At 47.8% G+C, this 23937-nt stretch carries 24 protein-coding genes, 1 other RNA gene and 2 other annotated features (1 of these 27 running past the window's edge); of the genes, 5 read left to right on the top strand and 20 right to left on the bottom strand.

The window, feature by feature from the left end; translation table 11 throughout:
• Nucleotides 1-11 precede the first annotated feature (11 nt).
• From AC2CGA_RS13470 to AC2CGA_RS13435, 8 genes are all read right to left on the bottom strand, one after another.
• Complete coding sequence (locus tag AC2CGA_RS13470) at nucleotides 12-941, bottom strand: peptidase U32 family protein (RefSeq protein ID WP_003152757.1); 930 nt, start codon at nucleotides 939-941, stop codon at nucleotides 12-14.
• 6 nt (nucleotides 942-947) lie between these two features.
• Nucleotides 948-1601, bottom strand: a complete 654-nt coding sequence (locus AC2CGA_RS13465) for an O-methyltransferase (protein ID WP_046559912.1) — start codon at nucleotides 1599-1601, stop codon at nucleotides 948-950.
• Between the two features lie 151 nt (nucleotides 1602-1752).
• Nucleotides 1753-2844 carry an endolytic transglycosylase MltG gene (gene mltG / locus AC2CGA_RS13460; protein ID WP_069473520.1) on the bottom strand — a complete coding sequence of 364 codons (1092 nt, stop codon included), beginning with the start codon at nucleotides 2842-2844 and terminating at the stop codon, nucleotides 1753-1755.
• A 110-nt stretch (nucleotides 2845-2954) separates the two neighbouring features.
• Nucleotides 2955-3236: a DUF1292 domain-containing protein gene (locus AC2CGA_RS13455; protein ID WP_003152751.1), complete on the bottom strand. Its 282-nt coding sequence runs from the start codon at nucleotides 3234-3236 to the stop codon at nucleotides 2955-2957.
• A gap of 12 nt (nucleotides 3237-3248) precedes the next feature.
• Nucleotides 3249-3665 (bottom strand): Holliday junction resolvase RuvX, encoded by a 417-nt coding sequence (gene ruvX, locus AC2CGA_RS13450; protein ID WP_003152750.1) that lies wholly within the window; start codon nucleotides 3663-3665, stop codon nucleotides 3249-3251.
• A gap of 8 nt (nucleotides 3666-3673) precedes the next feature.
• Complete coding sequence (locus AC2CGA_RS13445; protein ID WP_003152749.1) at nucleotides 3674-3940, bottom strand: IreB family regulatory phosphoprotein; 267 nt, start codon at nucleotides 3938-3940, stop codon at nucleotides 3674-3676.
• Nucleotides 3941-4024: 84 nt separating this feature from the next.
• Nucleotides 4025-6661, bottom strand: a complete 2637-nt coding sequence (gene alaS / locus AC2CGA_RS13440; RefSeq protein ID WP_003152748.1) for an alanine--tRNA ligase — start codon at nucleotides 6659-6661, stop codon at nucleotides 4025-4027.
• 80 nt (nucleotides 6662-6741) lie between these two features.
• Nucleotides 6742-6949: a binding site (T-box leader), on the bottom strand.
• 43 nt (nucleotides 6950-6992) lie between these two features.
• Nucleotides 6993-8054: an AI-2E family transporter gene (locus tag AC2CGA_RS13435; protein ID WP_069448888.1), complete on the bottom strand. Its 1062-nt coding sequence runs from the start codon at nucleotides 8052-8054 to the stop codon at nucleotides 6993-6995.
• A gap of 219 nt (nucleotides 8055-8273) precedes the next feature.
• Here AC2CGA_RS13435 and AC2CGA_RS13430 point away from each other — a divergent pair, with 219 nt between their 5' ends.
• Genes AC2CGA_RS13430 through AC2CGA_RS13415 form a run of 4 tightly spaced genes read left to right on the top strand, consistent with a single transcriptional unit; the run spans nucleotide 8274 to nucleotide 11232 of the window.
• The gene (locus AC2CGA_RS13430) at nucleotides 8274-9002 is read left to right on the top strand and encodes an amino acid ABC transporter ATP-binding protein (protein ID WP_003152746.1); all 729 of its coding nucleotides are present in this window, start codon (nucleotides 8274-8276) and stop codon (nucleotides 9000-9002) included.
• Between the two features lie 20 nt (nucleotides 9003-9022).
• A complete protein-coding gene (locus tag AC2CGA_RS13425) occupies nucleotides 9023-9850 on the top strand; it encodes a transporter substrate-binding domain-containing protein (RefSeq protein ID WP_139885331.1) in 828 nt (275 codons plus the stop codon).
• A gap of 56 nt (nucleotides 9851-9906) precedes the next feature.
• Nucleotides 9907-10557 carry an amino acid ABC transporter permease gene (locus AC2CGA_RS13420; RefSeq protein WP_003152744.1) on the top strand — a complete coding sequence of 217 codons (651 nt, stop codon included), beginning with the start codon at nucleotides 9907-9909 and terminating at the stop codon, nucleotides 10555-10557.
• Between the two features lie 18 nt (nucleotides 10558-10575).
• Nucleotides 10576-11232 (top strand): amino acid ABC transporter permease, encoded by a 657-nt coding sequence (locus AC2CGA_RS13415; RefSeq protein WP_024085646.1) that lies wholly within the window; start codon nucleotides 10576-10578, stop codon nucleotides 11230-11232.
• Nucleotides 11233-11267: 35 nt separating this feature from the next.
• Here the strand turns inward: AC2CGA_RS13415 and AC2CGA_RS13410 are convergent, their stop codons facing one another.
• The 8 genes from AC2CGA_RS13410 to cymR form a co-directional block, all read right to left on the bottom strand.
• Nucleotides 11268-11399: a YrzQ family protein gene (locus AC2CGA_RS13410; RefSeq protein ID WP_003152741.1), complete on the bottom strand. Its 132-nt coding sequence runs from the start codon at nucleotides 11397-11399 to the stop codon at nucleotides 11268-11270.
• 21 nt (nucleotides 11400-11420) lie between these two features.
• Nucleotides 11421-11612: a hypothetical protein gene (locus AC2CGA_RS13405; RefSeq protein ID WP_003152738.1), complete on the bottom strand. Its 192-nt coding sequence runs from the start codon at nucleotides 11610-11612 to the stop codon at nucleotides 11421-11423.
• A gap of 12 nt (nucleotides 11613-11624) precedes the next feature.
• Nucleotides 11625-12083, bottom strand: coding sequence for a PRC-barrel domain-containing protein (locus AC2CGA_RS13400; protein ID WP_003152735.1), 459 nt, complete (start codon nucleotides 12081-12083; stop codon nucleotides 11625-11627).
• A 118-nt stretch (nucleotides 12084-12201) separates the two neighbouring features.
• The gene (recD2, locus tag AC2CGA_RS13395; RefSeq protein WP_014305491.1) at nucleotides 12202-14580 is read right to left on the bottom strand and encodes an SF1B family DNA helicase RecD2; all 2379 of its coding nucleotides are present in this window, start codon (nucleotides 14578-14580) and stop codon (nucleotides 12202-12204) included.
• An 18-nt stretch (nucleotides 14581-14598) separates the two neighbouring features.
• Nucleotides 14599-15219: a tetratricopeptide repeat protein gene (locus tag AC2CGA_RS13390; protein ID WP_088005508.1), complete on the bottom strand. Its 621-nt coding sequence runs from the start codon at nucleotides 15217-15219 to the stop codon at nucleotides 14599-14601.
• 87 nt (nucleotides 15220-15306) lie between these two features.
• Nucleotides 15307-16422 (bottom strand): tRNA 2-thiouridine(34) synthase MnmA, encoded by a 1116-nt coding sequence (gene mnmA, locus AC2CGA_RS13385; protein WP_014305492.1) that lies wholly within the window; start codon nucleotides 16420-16422, stop codon nucleotides 15307-15309.
• A gap of 36 nt (nucleotides 16423-16458) precedes the next feature.
• The gene (locus tag AC2CGA_RS13380) at nucleotides 16459-17598 is read right to left on the bottom strand and encodes a cysteine desulfurase family protein (protein ID WP_139885332.1); all 1140 of its coding nucleotides are present in this window, start codon (nucleotides 17596-17598) and stop codon (nucleotides 16459-16461) included.
• An 18-nt stretch (nucleotides 17599-17616) separates the two neighbouring features.
• Nucleotides 17617-18033, bottom strand: a complete 417-nt coding sequence (gene cymR, locus AC2CGA_RS13375) for a cysteine metabolism transcriptional regulator CymR (RefSeq protein WP_003152730.1) — start codon at nucleotides 18031-18033, stop codon at nucleotides 17617-17619.
• A gap of 194 nt (nucleotides 18034-18227) precedes the next feature.
• Here cymR and AC2CGA_RS13370 point away from each other — a divergent pair, with 194 nt between their 5' ends.
• Nucleotides 18228-19496, top strand: a complete 1269-nt coding sequence (locus tag AC2CGA_RS13370) for a replication-associated recombination protein A (RefSeq protein ID WP_044053489.1) — start codon at nucleotides 18228-18230, stop codon at nucleotides 19494-19496.
• A 75-nt stretch (nucleotides 19497-19571) separates the two neighbouring features.
• Here AC2CGA_RS13370 and AC2CGA_RS13365 read toward each other — a convergent pair whose 3' ends face one another.
• The 4 genes from AC2CGA_RS13365 to hisS all read right to left on the bottom strand — a co-directional run bounded on the left by AC2CGA_RS13365 (nucleotide 19572) and on the right by hisS (nucleotide 23730).
• Nucleotides 19572-20336, bottom strand: coding sequence for a tRNA threonylcarbamoyladenosine dehydratase (locus AC2CGA_RS13365; protein WP_003152728.1), 765 nt, complete (start codon nucleotides 20334-20336; stop codon nucleotides 19572-19574).
• A gap of 71 nt (nucleotides 20337-20407) precedes the next feature.
• Nucleotides 20408-20600, bottom strand: a non-coding RNA gene (ssrS, locus tag AC2CGA_RS13360) — 6S RNA.
• A gap of 62 nt (nucleotides 20601-20662) precedes the next feature.
• Nucleotides 20663-22441 carry an aspartate--tRNA ligase gene (gene aspS, locus AC2CGA_RS13355; protein WP_025853063.1) on the bottom strand — a complete coding sequence of 593 codons (1779 nt, stop codon included), beginning with the start codon at nucleotides 22439-22441 and terminating at the stop codon, nucleotides 20663-20665.
• 14 nt (nucleotides 22442-22455) lie between these two features.
• The gene (hisS, locus tag AC2CGA_RS13350) at nucleotides 22456-23730 is read right to left on the bottom strand and encodes a histidine--tRNA ligase (protein WP_003152726.1); all 1275 of its coding nucleotides are present in this window, start codon (nucleotides 23728-23730) and stop codon (nucleotides 22456-22458) included.
• A 63-nt stretch (nucleotides 23731-23793) separates the two neighbouring features.
• Nucleotides 23794-23937, bottom strand: a binding site (T-box leader); it runs 89 nt beyond the window's last position.

Below are 23937 nucleotides of genomic sequence, written 5' to 3'. Positions count from 1 at the left end.
CACCCTCCTTTTTAATAGACCGTTTCTTTAAAGAAGAATCCTGTGTCGATGCTTCTGTTCACAGGCTGAATGCTTTCAATCCGCTCTATCCAGCTCTCTTTTTTCTCTTCGTATGTCTCTCGGCTTTCGAAGCACAGATCGATTGCTTCTCTGTACATGCGGGTCACTTCAGTTAAGTATTCAGGAGACTTCAAAACTCCGTCGATTTTGAAAGAATCGATGCCGGCGTCCATCAGGTCCTCTAATTCATCAATCATGCACACATCGTTCGGGCTCATGATGTGCGTGCCGTTTTCATCTTCAAAAATCGGGTATTTATTGCCCCGTTCCTTGTCATGCAGAAACATTCCCGCTTCTTTTTTCTTCTGTTCGATATCCATGACTTTTCCCTGGTATTCGAAGTAATGGCCCACTAAAGAACGCTTCGATTGGAACATGCACGTCATGCCGTGGATTTGAATTTCAATTTCAACTTCGGCGTTTTCTTTTATGTCAATGATGCTGTCCATATTTAATTCCTTAGCCAGCACTGCCCGCCGTGCACCTTTGCGTCCCCAGTAATTGCAGGAATAGTAGTTGGTACCCGTTGTTTCCGTGCTCCAGTGCAGTTTAAGATCGGGAGCCGCTTCACGCGCCGCCATTAAAACGGCCGGATCACCGAAAACAGCCGCATCAACGCCGGCCTCCTGCAAAAAGGCAAGATAGCCGTTCAGCTCGTCCACTTTTTCGTTGTGAAAAATAGCATTGACGGCGGCGTACACTTTCGCGCCTTCCTGATGAGCTGTCTTTACGGCTTCTTTTATATCTTCTCTTGAAAATTCACCGGCCAGTCTCAGGCCGTATCTCTGTTCTCCGACTAACAGGGCCGTTGCGCCCGCTTGAATGAGCGGAAGAATATCCTGTACAGAAGTCGGAGTCACCAAAAGTTCAGGTTTTTTCATGATCATTCACCTCTTCTTTTTACTGATGGCGATGCCGTCTCCGACCGGCAGTATGACCGTTTGATAGTCAGGCCGGTTCATCAGCCATTGGTTATATTGATCAATTTTTTCAACAAGCTTCCGTCTTCTTTTCGGCTCAATGTCCGAGTGATTTTGTGCCACCAGTCCTTTAAACAGAACATTGTCTGTAAAAATGACTCCATCCGGCGCAAGCATCGGTTCATAGAGCTCAAAAAAGTTCGTGTACTGGCCTTTGGCCGCGTCGATAAAAATGGCATCATAAGGAGCCGTGACACGGACAGACTCAGAAAGTTCCAGCGCATCCCCGTGCATTACGCGAATCCGGTTTTCCATTTCAAAGTCTTTTATATTGTTCACAGCTTCTTCATAGCGTTTGTCGTCCCGTTCAATCGTGTAAATATTCGCATCCGGAAGCTCAAGCGCCATCCGTATGGCGGAATATCCGATTGCCGCGCCGATTTCCAAAATGTTTTTCGCCTGTTGAATCGACAGCATTTGAAGCAGCACTTCAATACCCGCTTCTTCCATAATCGGAACATGGTGCTCTTTTGCATAGGCTTCAAGCTTTTTCACTTTATCAGGCCGAGGCTTCAGCATCGCGTTTATATACTCGTTTATTTGTTCATACCGATCATTCACGGCAAACAGCCTCCGTTCTAAAAAGGAGTGCCCCTGACGAATCCGCGGGGACACTCTCTTAAGACACTTCTTTATCCATAAGTAAACAACCCGATATATTTTATCATAAAACCTTTCAGAATGGAATAAAAGGAGAGCTTTTGCCCTCCTTTTATTCGCTGTCTTTTTTGGAAATATACTTTTCCTTCGCTTTATTATGGTCTTTTAATGTTTTCGTGAAAACAACCTCGCCGTTTGATTTTGCAAGGAAATAGAGATAATCCGTTTTGTCAGGGCGGAGAGCCGCTTCCCATGATGAATCACCGGCATTTGCAATCGGTCCCGGCGGCAGCCCCTTATGTTTATACGTATTAAACGGAGAATCAATTTTCAGGTCTTTGTAGTAGACCCGGCTTTTATGCTTACCGGCCGCATATAATACCGTCGGGTCAGTCTGCAGCGGCATTTTTTCTGCAAGCCTGTTGTAAAAAACGCTGGCGATTTTGTGACGGTCGGCTTTGGCGGTGGCTTCTTCTTCAATAAGCGATGCCATCGTCAGCGCGTTATGGACGGAAAGTTTCTTTTTTTCCAGTTCAGATTTATACGTTTCAACACGGGTGTTTGTTTCCTGAACCATTGCCGTCAAAATCGTGTCAAGCGATGCATCCGGATCATTAAACGGATATGTGGCCGGATACAGATAGCCTTCGAGCGGATGCTTGAGCTTCTTGTTTGAAAGTGCGTCCGTTATTGTATCAGGAAACTGTTTTTTCAGTTTGCCGATGAATGTTTTGTCATCCAGTTTTGCCATGATCTCTTCTTTTGAATATGATGTTTCTTTTGCGATCGCATCCGCAATCTGTGTAAGCTGTTTTCCTTCAGGAACGGAGATCTGAAAGGCATATCCCGTTGATCCCGCGGTCAGTTTTTTGATAATCGCATCCGCATCCATTCCTTTATTCAGGTGGTAAAATCCCGCCTGAAACCCGGAAGCGCCTTTATACTTCACATACAGCTGAAATGCTTTTTTGCTTTTGATGACATGCTGATCCTCAAGAATTTCAGCGATTGCCGAAACGGAAGAACCGCTCGGAATATTAATATTGACTGCCGTTTTGCTGCCTTTGTCAACCGGGGACAGCAGAGATTTTCCATAGAAAAAAGCACCGCAAATGATGATAAGCAGAGCAATCACGGAGGACAGTATTATCGTTGTTTTTTTGTTTTTACGCGGAAATGAATTTTTAGTCTGATTGATATTCATACAAGTATTTTCCTCCCAACAGCTCTTATACTACATGATTCATGTGCATTCGGCAATTTATTACAAAAAAAAGCCGAAGCGCATATGCGCTCCGGCTTTTTCCGTTCATTTTATTCTTCGTCTTCTTCCGCTAAAAACGTGTTCAGCGTTTCTTCGATCATTTCCCACTCTTCATCGGTTTCAATCGGCATCAGTTCGCCGTCTTCACCGTTTTCGTTCGGTTCGAAGCTTGAAGCGTGAATTTCGATTTCATCATCGTCTTGAGCATCAATCGGATAATAAAGTACGTAAGATTTGTTGAATGTGTCGTTTTCAAATGTGAACAGCACTTCGCAAAGCTGTTCGTTGCCTTGATCATCGACAATTGTAATATGTTTTTCGCCGTGTTCCATTTCTTTCACCTCTTAGTTTAAACTGTCCAGATATCCTTGAAGGATCATGACAGCCGCCATTTTATCAATGACTTTTTTTCGTTTTTGCCTGCTGACGTCAGCCGCGATCAGCATTTTTTCAGCCGCCATCGTCGTCAGACGCTCGTCCCACAGCACAACAGGGACATTGTACGCTGTTTCAAGCAGTTTCGCAAATGTTTGGCTGGCTTCGCCTCTCGGACCGATCGTCCCGTTCATGTTTTTCGGAAAACCGAGCACGATCTTCTCTACATTATAGTCTTTCATCAGCTCGGATAAACGGTCCAGACCGTAATCTCCTTCAGCCTCGTTTATTTTTATCGTCTCAATGCCCTGAGCGGTCCAGCCCATTTCATCGCTTAAAGCTACGCCGAGTGTTTTCGTTCCAAGATCAAGTCCCAATATTCTCATGAATGTATTTACGCCTCTTTATGCTGTTCTAGATAGGATTTTACCAATTCCTCGATTAATTCGTCACGTTCCAGTTTGCGAATTAAGTTCCGGGCGTCGCGATGCCTAGGAATGTATGCAGGATCTCCAGACAGCAAGTATCCGACAATCTGGTTGATAGGATTGTACCCCTTTTCCTGAAGCGCATCATATACCGTAATCAGCACTTCTTCGACGTTTGTTTCAGCAGAATCATCGGAGAAATTAAATTTCATCGTTTTATCAAACGAGCTCACCGTTTTGCACCTCTTTCCCAAATTCGCAGGCAAAGTTCAGCCTGAGGTCCTCATCTTATCATCATTCTACACTAGTTGAAAGGATTATAAAACGGATTTTATCCAATCTTCCGCAGATGCGAGCGCCTCTTCCAATTTTTCAGGCTGCTTTCCGCCGGCCTGCGCCATGTCCGGACGGCCTCCGCCTCCGCCTCCGCAGACTTCAGCCGCTTGTTTGACCATTTTGCCGGCGTGAAGGCCTTTTTCAATCAGGTCTTTTGTTACGCCTGCTGAAAGGTTGACTTTCTCGTTTTGCACGGCGCCGAGAATGATGACCGCAGAACCGAGCTTCGCTTTCAGATCATCCACCATAGTGCGAAGGTGGTTCATGTCTTTCGCATTTACTTTTTCAGCCAGCACTTTTACGCCGCCGATGTCTTTTACTTTAGACAGAATGGCTCCGGCTTCCACATTGCCAAGTTTGCTGAGCAATGATTCATTTTCTCTTTGCGCTTCCTTCAGCTCCGCTTGAAGAGACTGAATTCGCTTCGGTACGTCTTTTACGTTTGATTTCAGCTCATCCGCAGCGTGCTGCAGAAGGCTGAGCTGGCTGTTCATTTCCTGATAAGCGCCTTTTCCTGTTACGGCTTCGATTCTTCGCGTACCTGCGCCGATCCCTGATTCGGATACGATTTTAAACAGGCCGATTTCAGCCGTATTCGTGACATGGCATCCGCCGCAAAGCTCCAGGCTGTAATCTCCGACTTGTACGACGCGGACGATATCGCCGTATTTCTCGCCGAACAGGGCCATCGCGCCCATTTCTTTCGCTTCATTGATCGGTTTCAAATCAATCGCTACCGGAATGCTCTCCCAGATTTTTTCGTTGACGATTCCTTCAATGCGTTCAAGTTCTTCTTTCGTCACTTGACCGAAATGAGAGAAGTCAAAACGCAGACGATTTTCGGTAACGAGTGAACCCGCTTGGTTGACATGTGTGCCGAGAACGTCTTTCAGCGCCTGGTGCAGAAGGTGGGTTGCTGTATGGTTTTTCACCACACCGCTTCTCATTTGATCTTCAACTTCAGCCGTCACGCTTGCGCCTTTTTGAATCGTGCCGCTATCCACCGTGCCTTCGTGTACATGCTGGCCGTTCGGAGCTTTTTTCACGTCTTTAATGGTTACGACAGCCTGCTCGCTTCTCAGCACTCCTCTGTCACCGATCTGTCCGCCGCTTTCAGCATAGAAAGGCGTTTTGTCAAGAAGAATTTGGACGGTATCCCCTTCATGCGCCTCGCTGATTAATTGCCCGTCATGAAGAAGTTCGATCACCTTCGCTTCAGCTTTTACGGCACTGTAGCCGACAAATGTGCTTTCTGCGGTAATGTCGCGCAATGCGCCGCCCTGCACCTGCATGCTTCCTACATCTTGGCGCGCATTTCTCGCCCGTTCACGCTGTTTTTCCATTTCGGCTTCAAAGCCTTTATGGTCAACCTTCATTTGTTCATCTTCCGCGTATTCCTCCGTCAATTCAACCGGGAATCCGTACGTATCGTACAGTTTGAATACGTCTTTTCCGGAGATGATGCCGCTGCCTTTTTCCTTCTCTTTCTTTATCACGTCAGATAAAATAGCCAGACCTTCGTTTAATGTTTCGTGGAAGCGCTCTTCCTCCGTTTTGATGACTTTGGCGATAAACTCTTGCTTTTCTTTCACCTCCGGATAGAAAGCGTCCATAATTCCTGCAACAGTCGGTACCAGCTCGTACATAAACGGACGGCTGATACCGATGGTTTTCGCGTATCGCACCGCCCGGCGCAAGAGGCGTCTCAGTACATACCCGCGCCCTTCATTTGACGGCAGAGCTCCGTCGCTTACCGCAAATGCGACCGTTCTGATATGATCGGCGATCACTTTAAAGGCCGTATCCTTCATTGCGTCCTTTCCGTAAGCATCTCCGGAAATGCGCTCTGTTGCTTCAATAATCGGCATAAACAAATCAGTGTCAAAGTTTGTCGGGACATCCTGAATCACGGAGACCATCCGTTCAAGCCCCATGCCCGTATCAATGTTTTTCTTCGGAAGCGGTGTGTACGTGCCGTCCGGGTTGTGGTTGAACTCTGAGAATACCAGGTTCCATACTTCAAGATAGCGGTCATTTTCGCCGCCCGGATACAATTCAGAATCTGACGGGTCATTGCCGTATTTCTCGCCGCGGTCATAGAAAATTTCCGTATTCGGTCCGCTCGGGCCTTCGCCGATATCCCAGAAGTTCCCTTCCAGACGGATGATTCTTTCTTCCGGAACGCCGATTTTTTCCGCCCATAGCGTATAAGCTTCTTCATCCTCAGGGTGAACTGTTACAGACAGCAGCTCCGGATCAAAGCCGATCCACTTTTCGCTCGTTAAAAACTCCCATGCCCACGTGATGGCTTCTTCTTTAAAATAATCACCGATGGAAAAGTTTCCGAGCATCTCAAAGAACGTGTGGTGGCGCGCCGTTTTCCCCACATTTTCAATATCATTTGTGCGGATTGATTTTTGCGCGTTTACAATTCTCGGATTCTCCGGCACAACGCGGCCGTCAAAGTACTTTTTCAGCGTCGCAACGCCGCTGTTGATCCACAGTAAAGACGGATCTTCATGCGGAACCAATGAGGCGCTCGGTTCAACGGCATGGCCTTTTTCTTTAAAGAAATCTAAAAACATTTGACGCACTTCAGCAGAAGTTAAGTGTTTCATCTATATTCCTCCTTATCACTACCCGAAATTCTCTTTTGCGACAGCAAAAAAGCTCTCTCCCTATGCAAACCATGCGTTCACACAGGGACGAGAGCTGTCTCGCGGTACCACCCTGATTACAGGCCGAAAAAGGCCTGTCACCTTTCATCCCGTAACGCAGGATTGCGGCAGCCTTTAACTGCACTCAGGATTAGCTTCGGCCGATCTTCTGCTGAAGCTCCTTTCAGCGTATCGGAGCTTCTCTCTTAAACAGGGCTTCGGCGTACTCATATCCGTCACTCGAGATTCGTATGTATTCTACTCGAAATTATAGACAAGCAGAACCCGAATGTCAATGTTCCGTCCTGATCCGCAAAAAGTGAATGGCCGTCACTTTTAAAACGGCTGCCGCCGGAACAGCGAGAATCATGCCGGGAATGCCCGCGAGCTCTCCTCCGGCAAGAAGCGCAAGCATGATCACGACGGGGTGCATTCTGAGACTTCGCCCGACAATGAGCGGGCTCAAAATGTTTCCTTCTATAAATTGAAGAATAAAAATCGTGACGATTACGATGATCACAGCCTTGGAGGAAATCGCCAGCGAAAGGAGCAGCGCCGGCACAGCGCCGATAAACGGGCCGAAATACGGGATGACATTTGTAATCCCGATGGCAAGGCCCAAAATCAGCGGGTAAGGAAGCCCGAAGAGCCAAAATGAAACGCCGGCTATTAACCCGAGCAAAAAACAAACGAGAAGCTGACCGCGGATGTAATCACCGAGAGAGTCGTCCACATCCCGCAGAAATTCACTCCCCCTTTTTCTCCAGGACTTCGGCGTCAAATACCAGACCGTCTTTTTCATGACGCCTATATCCTTCACCATATAGAACACGAGAAAAGGAATCGTCGCCGCGATCAGGATATAATCAAGCACGAAACGGATGCTTCTGATCGTGCTTTCAATCGTGCCGGCAAGAAACGTTTCTGTCTGCTGAATCATTTTGTCCATCCGATGGTGCATGCCGTCAGGCCAATGATCCGTGTGATTATGCAGATGCCTCAGCATGCTGTTGTAGTTTTCGGCAAGACCGGGAATGCTCTCAGACAGATCCTGCAGCTGTTCAATTAAAACAGGAACCCCTTTATAAACCCCCCAGCCGATTCCGCCGAAAAACAGGCAATAAATCAGAAGCAGGCTTAAAGTTCTAGGCATCCCTTTTCTATGAAGCCATTCAGTAATCGGAAGTAAAAGATAAGCAATAAATACTGCGATGAATATAGGAATAAAGAGAGATTTTATAACAAGCCAAATGGGAGACCATAACATATCGAGCATGCAAAAGACATACACTGTTAACAAAACGAGCAGACATACAGCCGTCCACAGTAAGAGCTGCAGCGGTTTTTGAAGCATGACGTTTCACCTCTTGCTTTATCTTTTGACAGAAAGCCGGAATTATTCTCGTTTCATAAACTCCGCCTTATGACGCAGACCTCTTGACGGGAATAATTATCAGAAATTACGAAATAATCTAAATAATATTCATAAAAGTCTGTATAACCATCGTAATGTGTTAAAGGATTTCAAAACTGTCCAGTCAATATGACTCATGTTTTTTTAAGGAGGATGGCCATGATTTCATTTCAGGATGTAAATAAGCACTACGGACATTTCCACGTGCTGAAAAACATTAATCTGCACATTAAAAAAGGGGAAGTCGTCGTTATCATCGGACCTTCAGGATCGGGAAAAAGCACGCTTCTCCGCTGCATTAATCAGCTGGAAACAGTTGATGGAGGCGCCTTAACGGTAAACGGCGTCTCCATCCGTGACAAGAAAACGGATATAAATCAGGTCCGCCGGAATATCGGCATGGTGTTTCAGCATTTTCATCTGTACCCGCACAAAACCGTTCTGCAAAATATCATGCTCGCACCGATCAAAGTGCTCAAGCAATCAAAAGAAGAAGCAAAGGAAACGGCCTTATACTATTTGAAAAAAGTCGGTATACCGGACAAAGCGGACGCTTATCCTTCACAGCTTTCCGGCGGCCAGCAGCAGCGTGTCGCCATCGCCAGGGGGCTTGCGATGAAGCCCGAAATTATGCTGTTTGATGAACCCACATCCGCGCTTGATCCGGAAATGATCGGGGAAGTGCTGGATGTCATGAAAACACTCGCAAAGGAAGGCATGACCATGGCAGTCGTCACACATGAAATGGGATTCGCAAAAGAAGTGGCGGACCGCATCGTGTTTATCGACGGCGGATCCATCTTAGAAGAAGCTGCACCGGCTGAATTTTACGAAAGCCCCCGTGAAGAGAGGGCGCGTTTATTCTTAAGCCGTATTTTAAATCACTGAAAAGAAACGGAGGAGCGCTTATGTCACGCGCAACAAAATGGTTGTCATTCGGATTGATATCACTGCTGGCCGTCTTTATGCTGGCAGCCTGCGGAGGGAAAGAAACGTCCGGGGATTCAAAAGGAACGGGAAAAGACACGTTAGCCTCTATTAAAGACAGAGACAAAATCATCTTCGGCGTCAAAACCGATACGAGGTTATTCGGGCTGAAAAACCCAAGCTCCGGTGATATTGAAGGCTTCGATATTGATATCTCAAAACAGCTCGCAAAAGATATTCTGGGGGATGAGAAGAAAGCGGAATTTAAAGAAGTGACGTCAAAAACGAGGATTCCGCTGCTGCAAAACGGCGATATCGACGCCATCACCGCCACGATGACGATAACGGATGAGCGGAAAAAAGAAGTTGATTTCTCAGATGTTTATTTTGAAGCCGGGCAATCCCTGCTCGTCAAAAAAGGAAGCAGCATCAAAAGCACCGAAGACCTGGGAAAAGGCTCAAAAGTATTGGCGGTAAAAGGCTCCACTTCCTCACAGAACATCAGAGAAAAAGCGCCTGACGCCTCAGTGCTGGAATTTGAAAATTACGCCGAAGCGTTCACTGCGCTTAAAGCTGGACAGGGAGATGCGCTCACAACCGATAATGCGATTTTATACGGCATGGCCGATGAAAATAAACAATATCAGCTGACGGGCGAAACCTTTACCGATGAACCTTACGGAATCGCCGTCAAAAAAGGCCAATCCGGCCTTGTCAAAGAAATCAACGCCTCTTTGAAAAAAATGAAAGCCGACGGCAGGTACGAAAAAATCTATAAAAAATGGATAAAAGAAGAACCGGCAAAATAGGACGGACCGCGGGATGAGCATGCATGCTCATCCCCGTTTTATAAGGAGTGACATAGATGAACTTTTCAATTTTAACGGAAAACTTCGATATGTATATGGACGGTTTCCTGCACACATTGCTTGCGAGCTTCATCGCGCTGGCAGGCAGCTTTGCGCTGGGCGTTCTGATCGCAGTCATGAGAATCACGGCTTTCAAACCCCTTCAATGGATCGGCACTGCGTATGTGGAATTTATCCGTAACATCCCGCTTCTCCTCATCACATTCGTTTTTTATTTCGGACTTCCGAACGCCGGGCTGAGACTGGACGGCTTTCAGGCGGGAACGATTGCGCTTACGATTTACACGTCCGCCTTTATCGCAGAAGCCATCAGAGCCGGAATTCAGACTGTCCCCAAAGGGCAGATGGAAGCGGCCAGATCGTCAGGCTTCACCTACAGTCAGGCGATGAGATATATCATTCTTCCTCAGGCCGTAAAAATCGTCATTCCCCCGCTCGGAAACCAATTTCTCAACCTTGTCAAAAACTCATCAATACTCGGAGTGGTGGCGGGACTCGATTTGATGTATCAGGCGGATCTCGTGTCCTCGAGCACTCTTGTCGTGTTTGATGTCTATATTTTCGTCGCGCTTTTTTATTTGATATTAACGATCCCGCTCAGCATCGGGGTTCACTATTTGGAAAGACGTCTCGGAAAGAGTTATTAGAGAAGGAGAGTGAATAACATGGATTTTAGCGGCGCCTATACACCTGACCATCTGCTGTTTTTATGGGACGGCTTTTTGGTCACACTTTATGTTGCGCTGATCTCCATTGTCCTGAGTTTTATGTTCGGGCTTGCCGCCGGCACTTTGCGCTATGCGAACATTCCTATCGTCTCGGGCATTATAGCGGCCATTGTGGAAACCATCCGCAACCTGCCGCTGTTATTAATCATTTTCTTTACGTTTTTTGCCCTTCCGGAAATCGGGATCAAACTGGAAATTACCGCGGCCGCCATCACGGCGCTGACGATTTTTGAATCGGCCATGCTGTCAGAAATCATCAGAAGCGGTTTGCAATCCGTTGACAAAGGACAGATTGAAGCGGCGCGTTCTTCAGGACTGACGTACACGCAGACTCTTTTTCTCGTCGTCATGCCGCAGGCGCTCAGGCGTATGGTTCCTCCGATTGTGAGCCAGTTTATCTCCTTATTAAAGGATACGTCACTTGCGGTCGTCATCGCTCTGCCCGAACTGATTCATAACGCGCAGATTTTAAACGGACAAAGCGCTGACGGGGGGTATTTTTTCCCGATCTTTCTGCTGGCGGCCCTGATGTATTTCGCGGTCAATTACAGCCTGTCTCTCGCTGCCAGACGGCTGGAAGCGAGACAAACGTAAAAAGGATACTTCCGGAGAAGTATCCTTTTTTCCGCTTAAAACATTTTCATGACTCGTCTTCTCATCCGTTTCATACCTTTTTTATTCAGCATATCGGACTGAGAAGCCATACGATACATAACGGCTCCAGCTCCTAAAGCCAACAGAGAGGTCATTGTTCTGCCCATCGCGCGTATCTCCTTTCAACTTTAAAAATTGATACTGCGTTCGTCTTCAGAAAACAAATCATCAAGACTGCTTAACGTGCCGTCTTCCTCTACTTGATGTGTCGCAATTTTGCCTTTGGCCACCGTCAGCTCAATGAAGCAGCCCCAGCAATAGTATTGGTTTACGCCGATTTTGCCGATATCTTTACTTTTGCAGTTCGGACATACAAGCACAGACTACACCTCTTATCCGTTCAGGACGATGCCTTCTTTCCCCGCTTCAATAAGCATATCGGCGGCGCGGCGCACTTGGCGTCTGCCAGCCAGATCTGAAAAGAAGCCGTCCGAGAGTTCATATGCTACGATTATGCCCCTGTCCAAACAAAAGTATACATCTTCCAGCAAACCGAACATTTCACCATCAGGCGATTTCACCGGCTGCATTTTAATCTGTTCAAAGGTGAAACAGCTCTTCGGCAAAGGCTGCAAATGAGCATGACCGGCAGCTACGGCTTCTTGATCCATCTCTTTTATATCACTTGCCCCTAAAAAAAGATGACGGTTGTGAAACAGGCGTTTCTGCTCCAGCACGAAACCGAGAAACCGGCCGTCCAGAGAGAAACATACATCCGATATCATCCCGAGACTGCGCCCGGTGTTTTCGTCATATACTGTTCGTCCTTCAGCTGCATGGCATGTTCTCAAAGTGTGATCAACCACCTTTTGTTGAACACGTATAGGTTTTGCCAAGAAGCCGGGCAGCATACTTTGAAATGACTTCCACAGGCGAAAACCCGGCGCATGAACATGTGCCGGGTTTTATTTACGCTTTTTCTTCCATAAAGTCAAAAGGCGTGATGCCTTCCATTCCGATGTTCGCATCATATACACTGAACGGCAGCTCTTTTTGCAGGGCGGCCAGTTCTGCATCCATCTCTTCAGTCTGCTCTGTGAGCCTGTTTTTAAGCGACGTCTGTCTGACGGTGGCATCATTGTTTTTAACGCCCCATTCAAGCGCTTCTTCTTCTCCGCAAAGAATCAGGAATTTTTTCGCTCTTGTAATGGCGGTATAAAGCAGATTTCTCCTGAGCATTCGATAGTAGCCTTTGACGACAGGCAGGACGACAATCGGGAATTCGCTCCCCTGCGACTTATGAATGGAACAGCAGTAAGCGTGGGTAAACTGGCTGAAATCCTTTTTCGTAAAGGTGATTTCGTTGCCGTCAAACGAGACGACGACCATGTCTTCTTTTTCCGTATTTTCTTTGGCATAAAAAATGGACACGATTTCGCCGATATCGCCGTTAAACACATTGTTTTCCGGCTGGTTGACAAGCTGCAATATTTTATCGCCCGTCCTGTAGACGACATCTCCGAATTTCAGCTCCCGCCTTTTTTCTTTCGGCGGATTCATGATGTCCTGAAGAAGCATATTCAGCTCGTTAATTCCCGCTTTTCCCCTGTACATCGGGGCAAGCACTTGAATATCTCTGGAGGTATACCCCTTTTTTAACGCGTTCGAGACGACCTGATCCACGACTTCTTTAATCTGTGAAGAATTACAGCGGATAAATGAGCGGTCCTTTGTCGGCGCGGTCAGCCCCTTTGGAAGCAGCCCTTTTTTCATATCATGGGCAAGTTCCACAATGGATGATCCTTCAGCCTGACGGTAAATATCTGTCAGGCGCACGGTCGGCAGCACCTCAGAAGCCAAAAGATCTCTGAGCACCTGCCCCGGTCCTACTGAAGGAAGCTGGTCTTCATCACCGACAACAATGAGCTGAATGTGCTTAGGAAGCGCCTTAAACAAATGGCTGGCGAGCCAGATATCAAGCATACTCGCTTCGTCTATAATGATCAGTTTCCCTTCAATCGGCTGATCTTCGTTGTAGGTAAAGCCTTCAGCGCCATTCCAGCCGAGCAGCCTGTGAATCGTAACAGCCGGCAGACCCGTAGATTCGCTCATCCGTTTTGCGGCTCTTCCGGTCGGCGCGGCAAGCAGCACCGGAAACGCCTCGTCTTTTTTATAATCACCGGGGTCAAGGGATACGCCGTGCAGTTCACTGTATAATTCCACGATTCCTTTAATAACGGTCGTTTTCCCCGTTCCAGGTCCTCCGGTCAGTAAAAGCATCGGTGAAGACAGCGCTTTTTGAATGGCATCCTTTTGGCTTGGTGCGTATTGAACATTCATCCGTTCTTCCAGTTCACCGAGTGCAAGCAGAAATTCCGATTCAGGAAATTGATCGGCATACTCCGTCTGAGCGGCAATGTCGAGCACGCGTTTTGCGACGTTTTGTTCCGCGTAAAACAAGGACGGAAAATAGCAGCGCTCTCCTTCGATGACGATATCCTTACTCTCCCCGAGGGCGATGATGCCGTCAGCCGCATCCATTTCCGTGACGCGGCCGCCTTCAGCTGACTGATTCAGAAGCGTTTGCGTATTGATAATCAGCTGCTTCGTTTCTATGTACGTATGGCCCTCTGAAAGACAGGTCGATTCAATCGTATATAAGATTGCCGCTTTGATCCGCTCCGGGTGGTTTCCTGACAGACCCATTTTTCCGCCCAGCTCGTCAGCTTTCACAAAGCCGATGCCTTCAACGTCTTTTACAAGCTGATAAGGATTTTCCTGAATTTTCTCCAAGGTTTCCGTTTCGTAGGCCTGATATATTTTCATGGATAGCTGGGGCCCGAAACCGTATTGGTTCAGAGAGATCATAATCTGTTCAAGCCCCTGATGCCGCTGCAGCTCTCCCGCCAGTTTGTCCGCTTTCTTTTTTGACATTTTCGGCACATCATAAAGCACCGACGCATCAGCCAGAATTTTATTGAGCGCGCCGTCTCCAAGCTTTTTGACGATTTCTTCCGCCGTTTTTTTTCCGATTCCTTCAAACAGATCACTTGATAAATAGTGAATGATTCCTTCTTTTGTGGTCGGAATTTCTTTTTTAAAGTGTTCAGCCTGAAATTGCAGGCCGAACTTAGGATGCGTGGCAGTTTTTCCGTAAAATGTGTAGGTCTCATCTTCTTGCAGCAGAGGGAAGTAGCCCGTTACGGATACGACCTTGTCTTCGATCGCCTCAGACGTTTCTGCAACCTTGACTTTCAGCACTGTATACAGGTTGGTGTCATTATGATAAATGACCGTATGAATGACGCCTTTTACATACGGCTGTTCTTCGATGTTCAGCTGATCCACGAGCCTTCCCTCCTTTTGTTATGACTGGGTGATAAGCTGTTTCGCATGAAGCGCAAGCATATGATCAGGCTGTATGCCGATTGCGCCTTCCAGCATCTCAAGCGCCTTTTCACGATTTTCTTTGTATGCGTAAGCGACCCCGGCATTATAAAATGCGTCCGCGTGGCCTGGATCCTGCTCGATCACCGTCTCAAACTGCGCAAGAGCTTCATCCAGCATTTCTTCATTTGCAAGACACATTCCGAACTGGAAGCGCGCTTCCGTGTCATTTTCGTTTAATTCAACGGCACGCTGCAGATACGGCAGTGCAAGCTTCGGCCGCTCTAATTTAACGAGAACGGTCCCCAGCATATAAAACAAATCTCCGTTTTCCATTCCGGAGCGAAGCGCTTTTTCAAACATATCCTTCGCTTCGGAAAACGATTCTTTCATCACATATACGTTTCCCGCACCGTAATAAGCGGCTGCCGCCGAATTGTCCAATTCAAGCGCTCTGTTATAGAATGCAAGCGCCCGTTCGAGTTCGTTCACAGAAGAAAGCAGATTTGCGAAGTTGATGTACGGCACCGGATCTTGGCCGTTTTCCTCAATCGCTTTCGTAAAAGCCTCTGCCGCTTTTTCAAAATCGCCCTCCTGCATGGCGTCAATCCCGATTTTATTATAATCCATTTTTAACTTCCTTTCGCTAAAAAACCCCAACATGCGAGTTGAGGTTTTTTACATGTGTTATACGTACCACAGTTTTGTTCCGTCTTTATAAACGTCATCTATCGTTCCGCCGCCGAGGCACTCTTCTCCGTCATAAAAAACGACGGCTTGTCCCGGCGTAACGGCGCGTACCTGCCCGTCAAAAATGATTTCCGCTTCATCATCACCCGTCATTTTCACCGTTACTTTGTGATCTTCCTGACGGTAGCGGAATTTCGCCGTGCATGTCATTTCGCCGCCGTCCATCAGACCCGGACGCGTCCAGCTGACATTTGTCGCCGTGATCTTATCGGAATACAGAAGCGGATTATGGAACCCTTGATCAACATACAGTATGTTTTTTTCAAGATCTTTACCGACGGCGAACCACGGCTCGCCGCTTCCGCCGATTCCAAGACCGTGGCGCTGTCCGATTGTATAATACATCAGACCGTCATGACGCCCTTTTATTTCTCCGTCCATTGTCATCATATCGCCCGGCTGAGCGGGGAGATATTGGCTGAGAAACGTTTTGAAGTTGCGTTCGCCGATAAAACAGATTCCCGTGCTGTCTTTTTTCGCAGCTGTCGCAAGTTCTGCTTCTTTGGCAATTTCCCGCACGCGTCTTTTTTGCAGATCACCGATCGGGAACATGACTTTACTGAGCTGTTCCTGATTGAGCTGATTCAGAAAATAAGTCTGGTCCTTGTTTTCATCCAGACCGCGGAGCATGCGCACTGTACCTGCGCTTCTGTCCACGCGGGCGTAATGGCCCGTCGCAAGATAATCCGCGCCGAGTGACAGAGCATGATCCAAGAAAGCCTTAAACTTAATTTCTTTATTGCACATGACATCCGGATTGGGGGTTCTTCCGGCTTTATATTCATCAAGGAAATATTGAAATACCTTTTCCCAATATTGCTTCTCAAAATTGACGGCATAATACGGAATTCCGATCTGGTTGCAGACCCGGATGACGTCTTCATAATCTTCCGTCGCCGTGCAAAAACCGTTTTCGTCCGTATCATCCCAGTTTTTCATAAAGATTCCGATTACATCGTAGCCCTGCTCCTTCAGCAGAAGGGCCGCCACGGAAGAGTCCACGCCGCCGGACATGCCGACTACGACTCTTGTATCCTCCGGCCGTTTTTCCATTTGCATTCACTCCATTAAAAACATAAGTCCGCCGTTTTAAGCAAGCCGTTTAACGACGGCGGCAAGCTTTTCGGCGGCTGTTTCGATTTGTTCCGCCGTATTGCCGAGGCCGAAGCTGAGGCGGATTGACGAAGTCAGCCTGCCGCTCTCACTTCCGAACATGGCCGTAAGCACATGGGACGGAAGAATGGATCCCGCCGTACAAGCAGATCCGCTGGAGACGGCAATGCCTTCCATGTCAAGATTGACCAGCAGCGCTTCCACCGGCACACCGGGAAAGTAAAGGTTTAAAATATGAGGCAGGCATTTCTCGGCATCTCCGTTCACCTCCGCTGTAACGCCGGCTTCTTCCAGCGTGCTCATGATGATGTTCTTAAACTCCTTATACTTCGCTGTTTTCTCTTCCCTCTCACGGTTTGAAAGGACGACCGCTTCTTTTAAGCCGGCGATGCCCGGTACATTTTCCGTCCCCGCGCGGCGCTTTCGTTCCTGCTCTCCCCCAAGAAGAATCGGTGACAGCTTCACCTCTTGATTTACATATAAAAAGCCTGTCCCTTTAGGCCCGTTAAGCTTGTGACCGGAAACAGACAGCATGTCAATTCTGCTTTTTTTCACATCAATCGGCATATAACCGAATGCCTGGACGGCATCTGTGTGAAAATAGGCTTGATGCCCGCTTAACAGCTCTCCGATTTCGTCAATCGGCTGAATGGTTCCGACTTCGTTATTGCCATACATGACGGTAACAAGGATTGTATCATCACGGAGCGCTTCTTTCACCTGATTTGCACTGATCCGTCCTGAAGGGCCGGGCATGAGGTATGTCACCTCAAAGCCGTCTTCTTCCAGCTTTTCGCAGGCGTGCAATACAGCATGATGCTCAACAGCGGTCGTAATGATATGCTTTCCTTCATTCTTCCGGGCGGCAGCCGTTCCGAAAATGGCTAAATTATCAGCCTCCGTACCGCCGCTTGTGAAAATAATTTCCTGTTCTTTCGCACTGATTTCGCGCGCGATGTCCGCTCTCGCTTCATCGACCCATTTCCGGGATTCTCTCCCGAATGAATGAATGCTTGACGGGTTGCCGAAACTGCCGAAGAAATGGGGCTTCATTTCTTCGAGCACACGTTCATCCATGGGGGAAGTCGCGGCATGATCTAAATAAATCCGTTCCATTGTCTGTACACCTCTGGTTTAAATATAGAACATATAAGCTTCCTGCTCGCCGTCCGTGTAGCTCGCAAGGTCTTCTAACGTCGTGCTGTCCAGCACGTCTTTTACAGCGTCGCGGATGCGGATCCATAACTCCCGCTTGGCAGGCTCTTCATCCTCAAGCACTTCTACCGGGCTGATCGGCCCTTCCAGCACTCTGATAATATCTCCGGCCGTTATCTCTTCAGGCTGACCCCCGAGCACGTAACCCCCGTAAGCGCCTCTGATGCTTTTTACGAGTCCGGCGTTTCTGAGCGGTGATACAAGCTGTTCCAAGTAATGCTCAGAAAGGCTGTTTGTTTGGGCGATGCTTTTGAGCGACGTCGGACCGTCTCCGTGCTTTTTCGCCAATTCAATCATAATGGTGAGCCCGTATCTTCCCTTTGTCGATATTTTCAATATGAACACCCCAGTCAATTCTAATTGTTAATTTATACAAGTAAATGGATATGAATAATCTGTTTAGTATCTTATAGACCAACTGTTATTATAACATAACTTATCCTAATTTTCATTGAAACACGGGGCCCGCCGCAATTCGCTTTTCTAATCGTCCGTTTTCCGTTACCCTGTATATGTAAGGAGAGATGTTCATGAAACCATTGGCGTATCGGATGCGGCCTGCCAATATCGAAGACATTATCGGTCAGGAACATTTGGTCAAAGAAGATAAAATCATCGGCAGAATGGTGCGTGCGAAGCACTTATCATCCATGATCCTGTACGGACCGCCGGGCATCGGAAAAACGTCCATCGCCACAGCGATCGCAGGATCGACAAGCATCGCATTCAGGAAATTGAATGCCGTCATTCATAATAAAAAAGACATGGAGATTGTCGTACAGGAAGCGAAAATGTCAGGCCAGGTCATTTTAATCCTTGATGAAGTGCACAGACTTGATAAGGGAAAGCAGGATTTTCTGCTGCCCTATTTAGAAAACGGCATGATTATTTTAATCGGCGCGACGACCGCCAACCCTTATCATGCCATTAACCCGGCCATCAGAAGCCGGACCCAGATATTTGAGCTTGAACCGTTAACACCCGATCTGATCAGGCAGGCATTGAAAAGAGCGCTCACAGATGAACACCGGGGACTCGGTTCCTACAGCGTTTCGGTGGACGACGACGCGATGGATCATTTCGCACAAGGGTGCGGAGGAGACGTCCGCTCCGCTTTGAACGCACTGGAGCTTGCCGTGCTCTCCACAAAGGAATCAAGCGACGGGACGATCCGGATTACACGGGAAACGGCGGAAGAATGTCTGCAGAAAAAAAGCTATACCCATGATAAAAACGGCGATGCGCATTATGACGTCTTATCCGCGTTCCAAAAATCGATCCGGGGCTCGGACGCAAACGCCGCCCTTCATTATCTGGCCCGTCTGATCGAAGCCGGAGACCTTGAAAGCATATCAAGAAGGCTTCTCGTGATCGCCTATGAAGATATCGGCCTCGCAAGCCCGCAGGCAGGCCCCCGGGTGCTGAGCGCGATCCAGACCGCAGAACGGATCGGCTTTCCGGAAGCGAGAATTCCGCTGGCCAATGCGGTAATCGAATTATGCCTCTCGCCGAAATCAAACTCCGCCATTTCAGCCGTTGATGAGGCGCTCAAAGACATCAGGACGGGTAAAATCGGCGATGTGCCGAAACATTTAAAAGACGCCCACTATAAAGGGGCCCAAGAGCTCGGACGCGGGATCGGCTATCAATATCCCCACGATTTCGAGAACGGATGGGTCGAACAGCAATATTTGCCCGATCCGTTAAAAAACAAGCAATACTATAAACCGAAACAAACGGGGAAATTTGAAGCCGCCATAAAGCAAGTGTATGAAAAACTGATGAAGCAGAAAAAATAACCGGACAAGATCTTTCGTGTAAACGGCGGATTCAAATAAAAAAACAGCCTTTCCTGAAGAAGGCTGTTTTTCTTTTTACTTATCTTTAACCCGTTTAATGTCGATGTCCTTTAAGAGCTCCATGACAACATGTCCGCCCATAATCAGACCGGCCACTGACGGAACCCAGGCGTTGGAAGACGGCGGCATTTGCGCTTTGCGGATTTTCGCTTCATCATTCCCGACTTCTTTTCTGACGTCTTCACGGATGACGATCGGGCTTTCATCAGAAAAAATGACCTGTACGCCTTTTTTAATGCCCTCTTTACGAAGCCTTGTGCGGACGACTTTGGCAATCGGATCAGTATGGGTTTTTGAAATATCAGCAATCTGAAAGCGTGTCGGGTCTGTTTTATTCGCCGCTCCCATGCTTGAAATCAGCGGAACATTCCGTTTCAGACATTCTTTCATCAGATGAATTTTATAATGAATCGTATCCGACGCGTCAATGACGTAATCGAGCGGATACTCAAAGAACTGCTCATACGTCTCTTCTGTATAAAACATTTTTAAGGCGACGACGTCACAATCCGGATTAATATCAGCGATCCGCTCTTTCATCAATTCTGTTTTCGGCTGTCCCACCGTCGACAAGAGCGCATGCAGCTGGCGGTTTACATTTGTAATATCAACATCATCTTTATCGACAAGCACGATCCGCCCCACTCCGGACCTCGCCAATGCTTCGGCTGCGAATGAACCGACTCCGCCGACGCCGAGAACGGCCACCGTGCTGTTTTTTAACGTGTCCAGCCCTTCTTTTCCAATCGCTAGCTCATTTCTGGAAAACTGATGTAACAAGAACCTCACTCCACATTCTGGTTTTATAAACTCGGCTTGTCAAAAAGCCGCTGGTTTTAGCGCACAAAAAATAAAGTCCCAATTGTGCCGTTGCAGCTTTCCTTCGTTTTGAACCCGCTCTCAGCAGGTGGGTGCCCTTTTTTAAATCTTGTAAGTCCTCTTTAGCGAATGAAAAGAGGCATGTACGCCATTTAAAAATGCGGGCTCCCAAATCAAAAAAATGTTCGGTCAAAACTAGGTGTACAACTAACACATCAGGACTTTATTTAACTTGTCAAAATCATATCACAGCAGATTTTGATTTTCAAGAAACAAACTGCCGATCTTTACTGTTTCACTTTTCTTTTGACAGAAAGGTGAAGTTCTTCAAGCTGGGCGTCGCTCACTTCGCCGGGCGCTTCCGTAAGAAGGCAGCTTGCGCTTGCCGTTTTCGGGAAAGCGATCGTATCTCTTAAGTTAGTGCGGCCTGCAAGAAGCATAACCAACCGGTCTAAGCCGAGCGCGATTCCGCCGTGCGGAGGGGCGCCGTATTCAAAGGCTTCAAGAAGGTATCCGAACTCCTGCTCCGCTTCTTCTTTTGTAAAGCCGAGAAGCCCGAACATTTTTTCCTGAACGTCTTTTTCAAAAATACGGATTGAGCCTCCGCCGAGTTCATAGCCGTTTAAGACGAGGTCGTAAGCCTGCGCTTTCATATCTTCAGGCGCCGTTTCAATCAGGTCAAGATCTTCACGGACAGGCATTGTAAACGGATGGTGAGCCGCATAGAAACGGCCTTCTTCCTCATCATGCTCCAATAACGGCCAGTCCACAACCCACAGGAAGTTGAAGAGGCTTTCGTCAATCAGGCCGCGTTCTTTGCCGAGCTTTAAGCGAAGCGCGCCGAGGGATTGAGCCACAACCTCAAACTTATCAGCGCCGAACAGGAGCAGATCGCCTTCAGAAGCATCAAGCGCTTCAGCCAGTTTTGCCTGCTTCTCTTCATCAAAGAATTTCGCAATCGGGCCTTTTACGCCGTCAGCTTCTACTTTCACCCAAGCGAGACCTTTCGCGCCGTAATTTCCGGCAAAAACGCCGAGCGCATCGATATCTTTTCTGGAATAGTCGCCGGCAGCGCCTTTGACATTGATCGCTTTTACAACGCCGCCGTTTGCCACGGCTGATGAGAACACCTTAAATTCAGTATCTCTCACTATGTCTGACACGTCCGTCAGCAGCATGCCGAAGCGGGTATCGGGTTTGTCGGAACCGTAGCTGTTCATCGCTTCTTCATATGTCATTTGCGGAAGCGGAAGCGATACTTCAACGCCTTTTGTTTCGAGCATGACTTTCGCCATCATCTCTTCCGCCAGAGCCATGATGTCCTCTTGACTCATAAAGGACATTTCAATATCAATCTGCGTAAATTCCGGCTGGCGGTCGGCACGCAAGTCTTCATCGCGGAAGCAGCGGGCCACTTGATAATACCGTTCAAAGCCCGACACCATCAGAAGCTGTTTAAAAATCTGCGGCGATTGCGGAAGGGCGTAAAATTCCCCTTCATGCACCCGGCTCGGCACTAAGTAATCACGGGCGCCTTCGGGAGAACTTTTTGTTAAAATCGGTGTTTCAATATCAAGAAATCCGTTTTCATCCAAGAAATGGCGGATGGATTTTGTGACTTGATGCCGCATTTGCAATGTTTGAAACATCGCCGGGCGGCGCAAATCCAAATAGCGGTGTTTTAACCGGACGTCTTCAGAAACGTCAGCCGCCTGGTCACTGATCGGAAACGGAGGCGTTTTCGCCGTACTGAGCACCGTCACCGCTTCAGCTTTGATTTCAATTTTACCGGTTTTCAGGTTGGGATTCACCGTGCCTTCTTCACGGGCAGAAACCGTGCCTTCGATATCAAGCACATATTCGTTTCTGATTGCTTCCGCTGCGGCAAGGGCTTCCTTCGATACGTCAGGGTTGAACACGACTTGCACAATACCCGAGCGGTCACGCAAATCAATGAAAATCAAGCCGCCGAGATCGCGCCGCTTCTGCACCCACCCTTTCAGTTTGACGGTTTCGCCAATCGCTTTTTCAGTTATCTCGCCACAATAATATGTTCTTCCAAACATAGCGTTCCTCTCCTTCACTGCTTTTGATCTGCCTTTAACACTTGTATCAGCTCGTCTAACACCACTTCACGCTGCTCTCCTGTTTCCGCATCTTTTACATTGATTTTATTTTGGGCAAGCTCATCTTCCCCTAAAATCGCAATAAAACGTGCGCCGAGACGGTCAGCCGTTTTGAATTGGCCCTTCATCTTTTTATTTTCATAATCGATTTCACTTGAGATGCCCGCTTCTCTCAGTTTGTACACGAGGGAAACGGAATAATCCTTCGCTTTTTCTCCGAGCGTCACGATGTAGCAGTCGATCCCCTGATTGACGGGAAGGTCTGTTTTCTCAGCGTCAATGGCTGCCAGCAGTCGTTCGATGCTCATCGCAAATCCGATACCCGGCGCTTCAGGTCCGCCGATCTGTTCAACAAGCCCGTCATAGCGGCCCCCGCCGGCAAGGGTTGTAATCGCTCCGAACCCTTCGGCATTGCTCATAATTTCAAAAGCGGTATGGTTATAATAATCAAGCCCTCTGACAAGGTTCGGATCTATTTCGAACGGGATGCCGAGACCGTTTAAGTATTGTTTTACTTTCTCAAAATAAGCGGCTGATTCTTCATTTAAGTAATCAAGAATGGACGGAGCCGTTTTCATCAGTTCATGCTCTCTGTCTTTCTTGCAGTCAAGAATTCTGAGCGGGTTTGTGTGCAGACGCGATTGGCAGTCTGAGCAAAATTCTCCGATGCGCGGTTCAAAATGTTTGACGAGCGCTTCCCGGTAGGATTTGCGGCTCTCCTGATCACCAAGGCTGTTCAGCACAAGCTTGACATGTTTCAAACCGGCTTTACGGTAAATACTCATCGCAAGCGCAATGACTTCTGCATCCACGGCCGGATCTTTGGAGCCGATCGCTTCAATTCCGAATTGATAAAATTGGCGGAAACGCCCTGTCTGCGGACGTTCGTAACGGAACATCGGTCCGACATAATAAAGCTTCGTCGGCTGCACCGGGTTCGCAAATAATTTATTTTCATTGAACGCGCGGACTGCGGCGGCTGTTCCTTCCGGCCGAAGCGTCAAGCTTCTCCCTTTGCGGTCTTCAAACGTGTACATTTCTTTCTGCACGATATCTGTAGACTCACCGACGCCTCTTGCGAATAATTCCGTATGTTCGAAGATCGGCGTGCGGATTTCTTTATATTGATAAGTGCGGCACGTCTCCCTCATAATTTGTTCGACGAACTGCCATCTGTCTGATTCACCCGGCAGTATGTCCTGTGTGCCTCTTGGAATGTGATATGCCATGTTACAGGCCTCCTTAATGTCTTTCTTCAAATAAAAAAACTCCCGCTCCTACTATACATGTATAGTAGGGACGAGAGTTATACCCGTGGTGCCACCCTAGTTGGAATGCCGAAGCATCCCCGCTCTGACCTTTAACGCAGGTTCACGTCCGCTGCCTAATGACTTGCAAAAGCGTTCAGCAGGGAACCTCCGGAGTGTTGTTTCGAG

Source organism: Bacillus sp. SYZHCR11 (genome assembly GCF_057196865.1).
The sequence above is the reverse complement of the archived record's forward strand: the minus strand, read 5'-3'. Positions and strand labels throughout refer to the sequence as shown.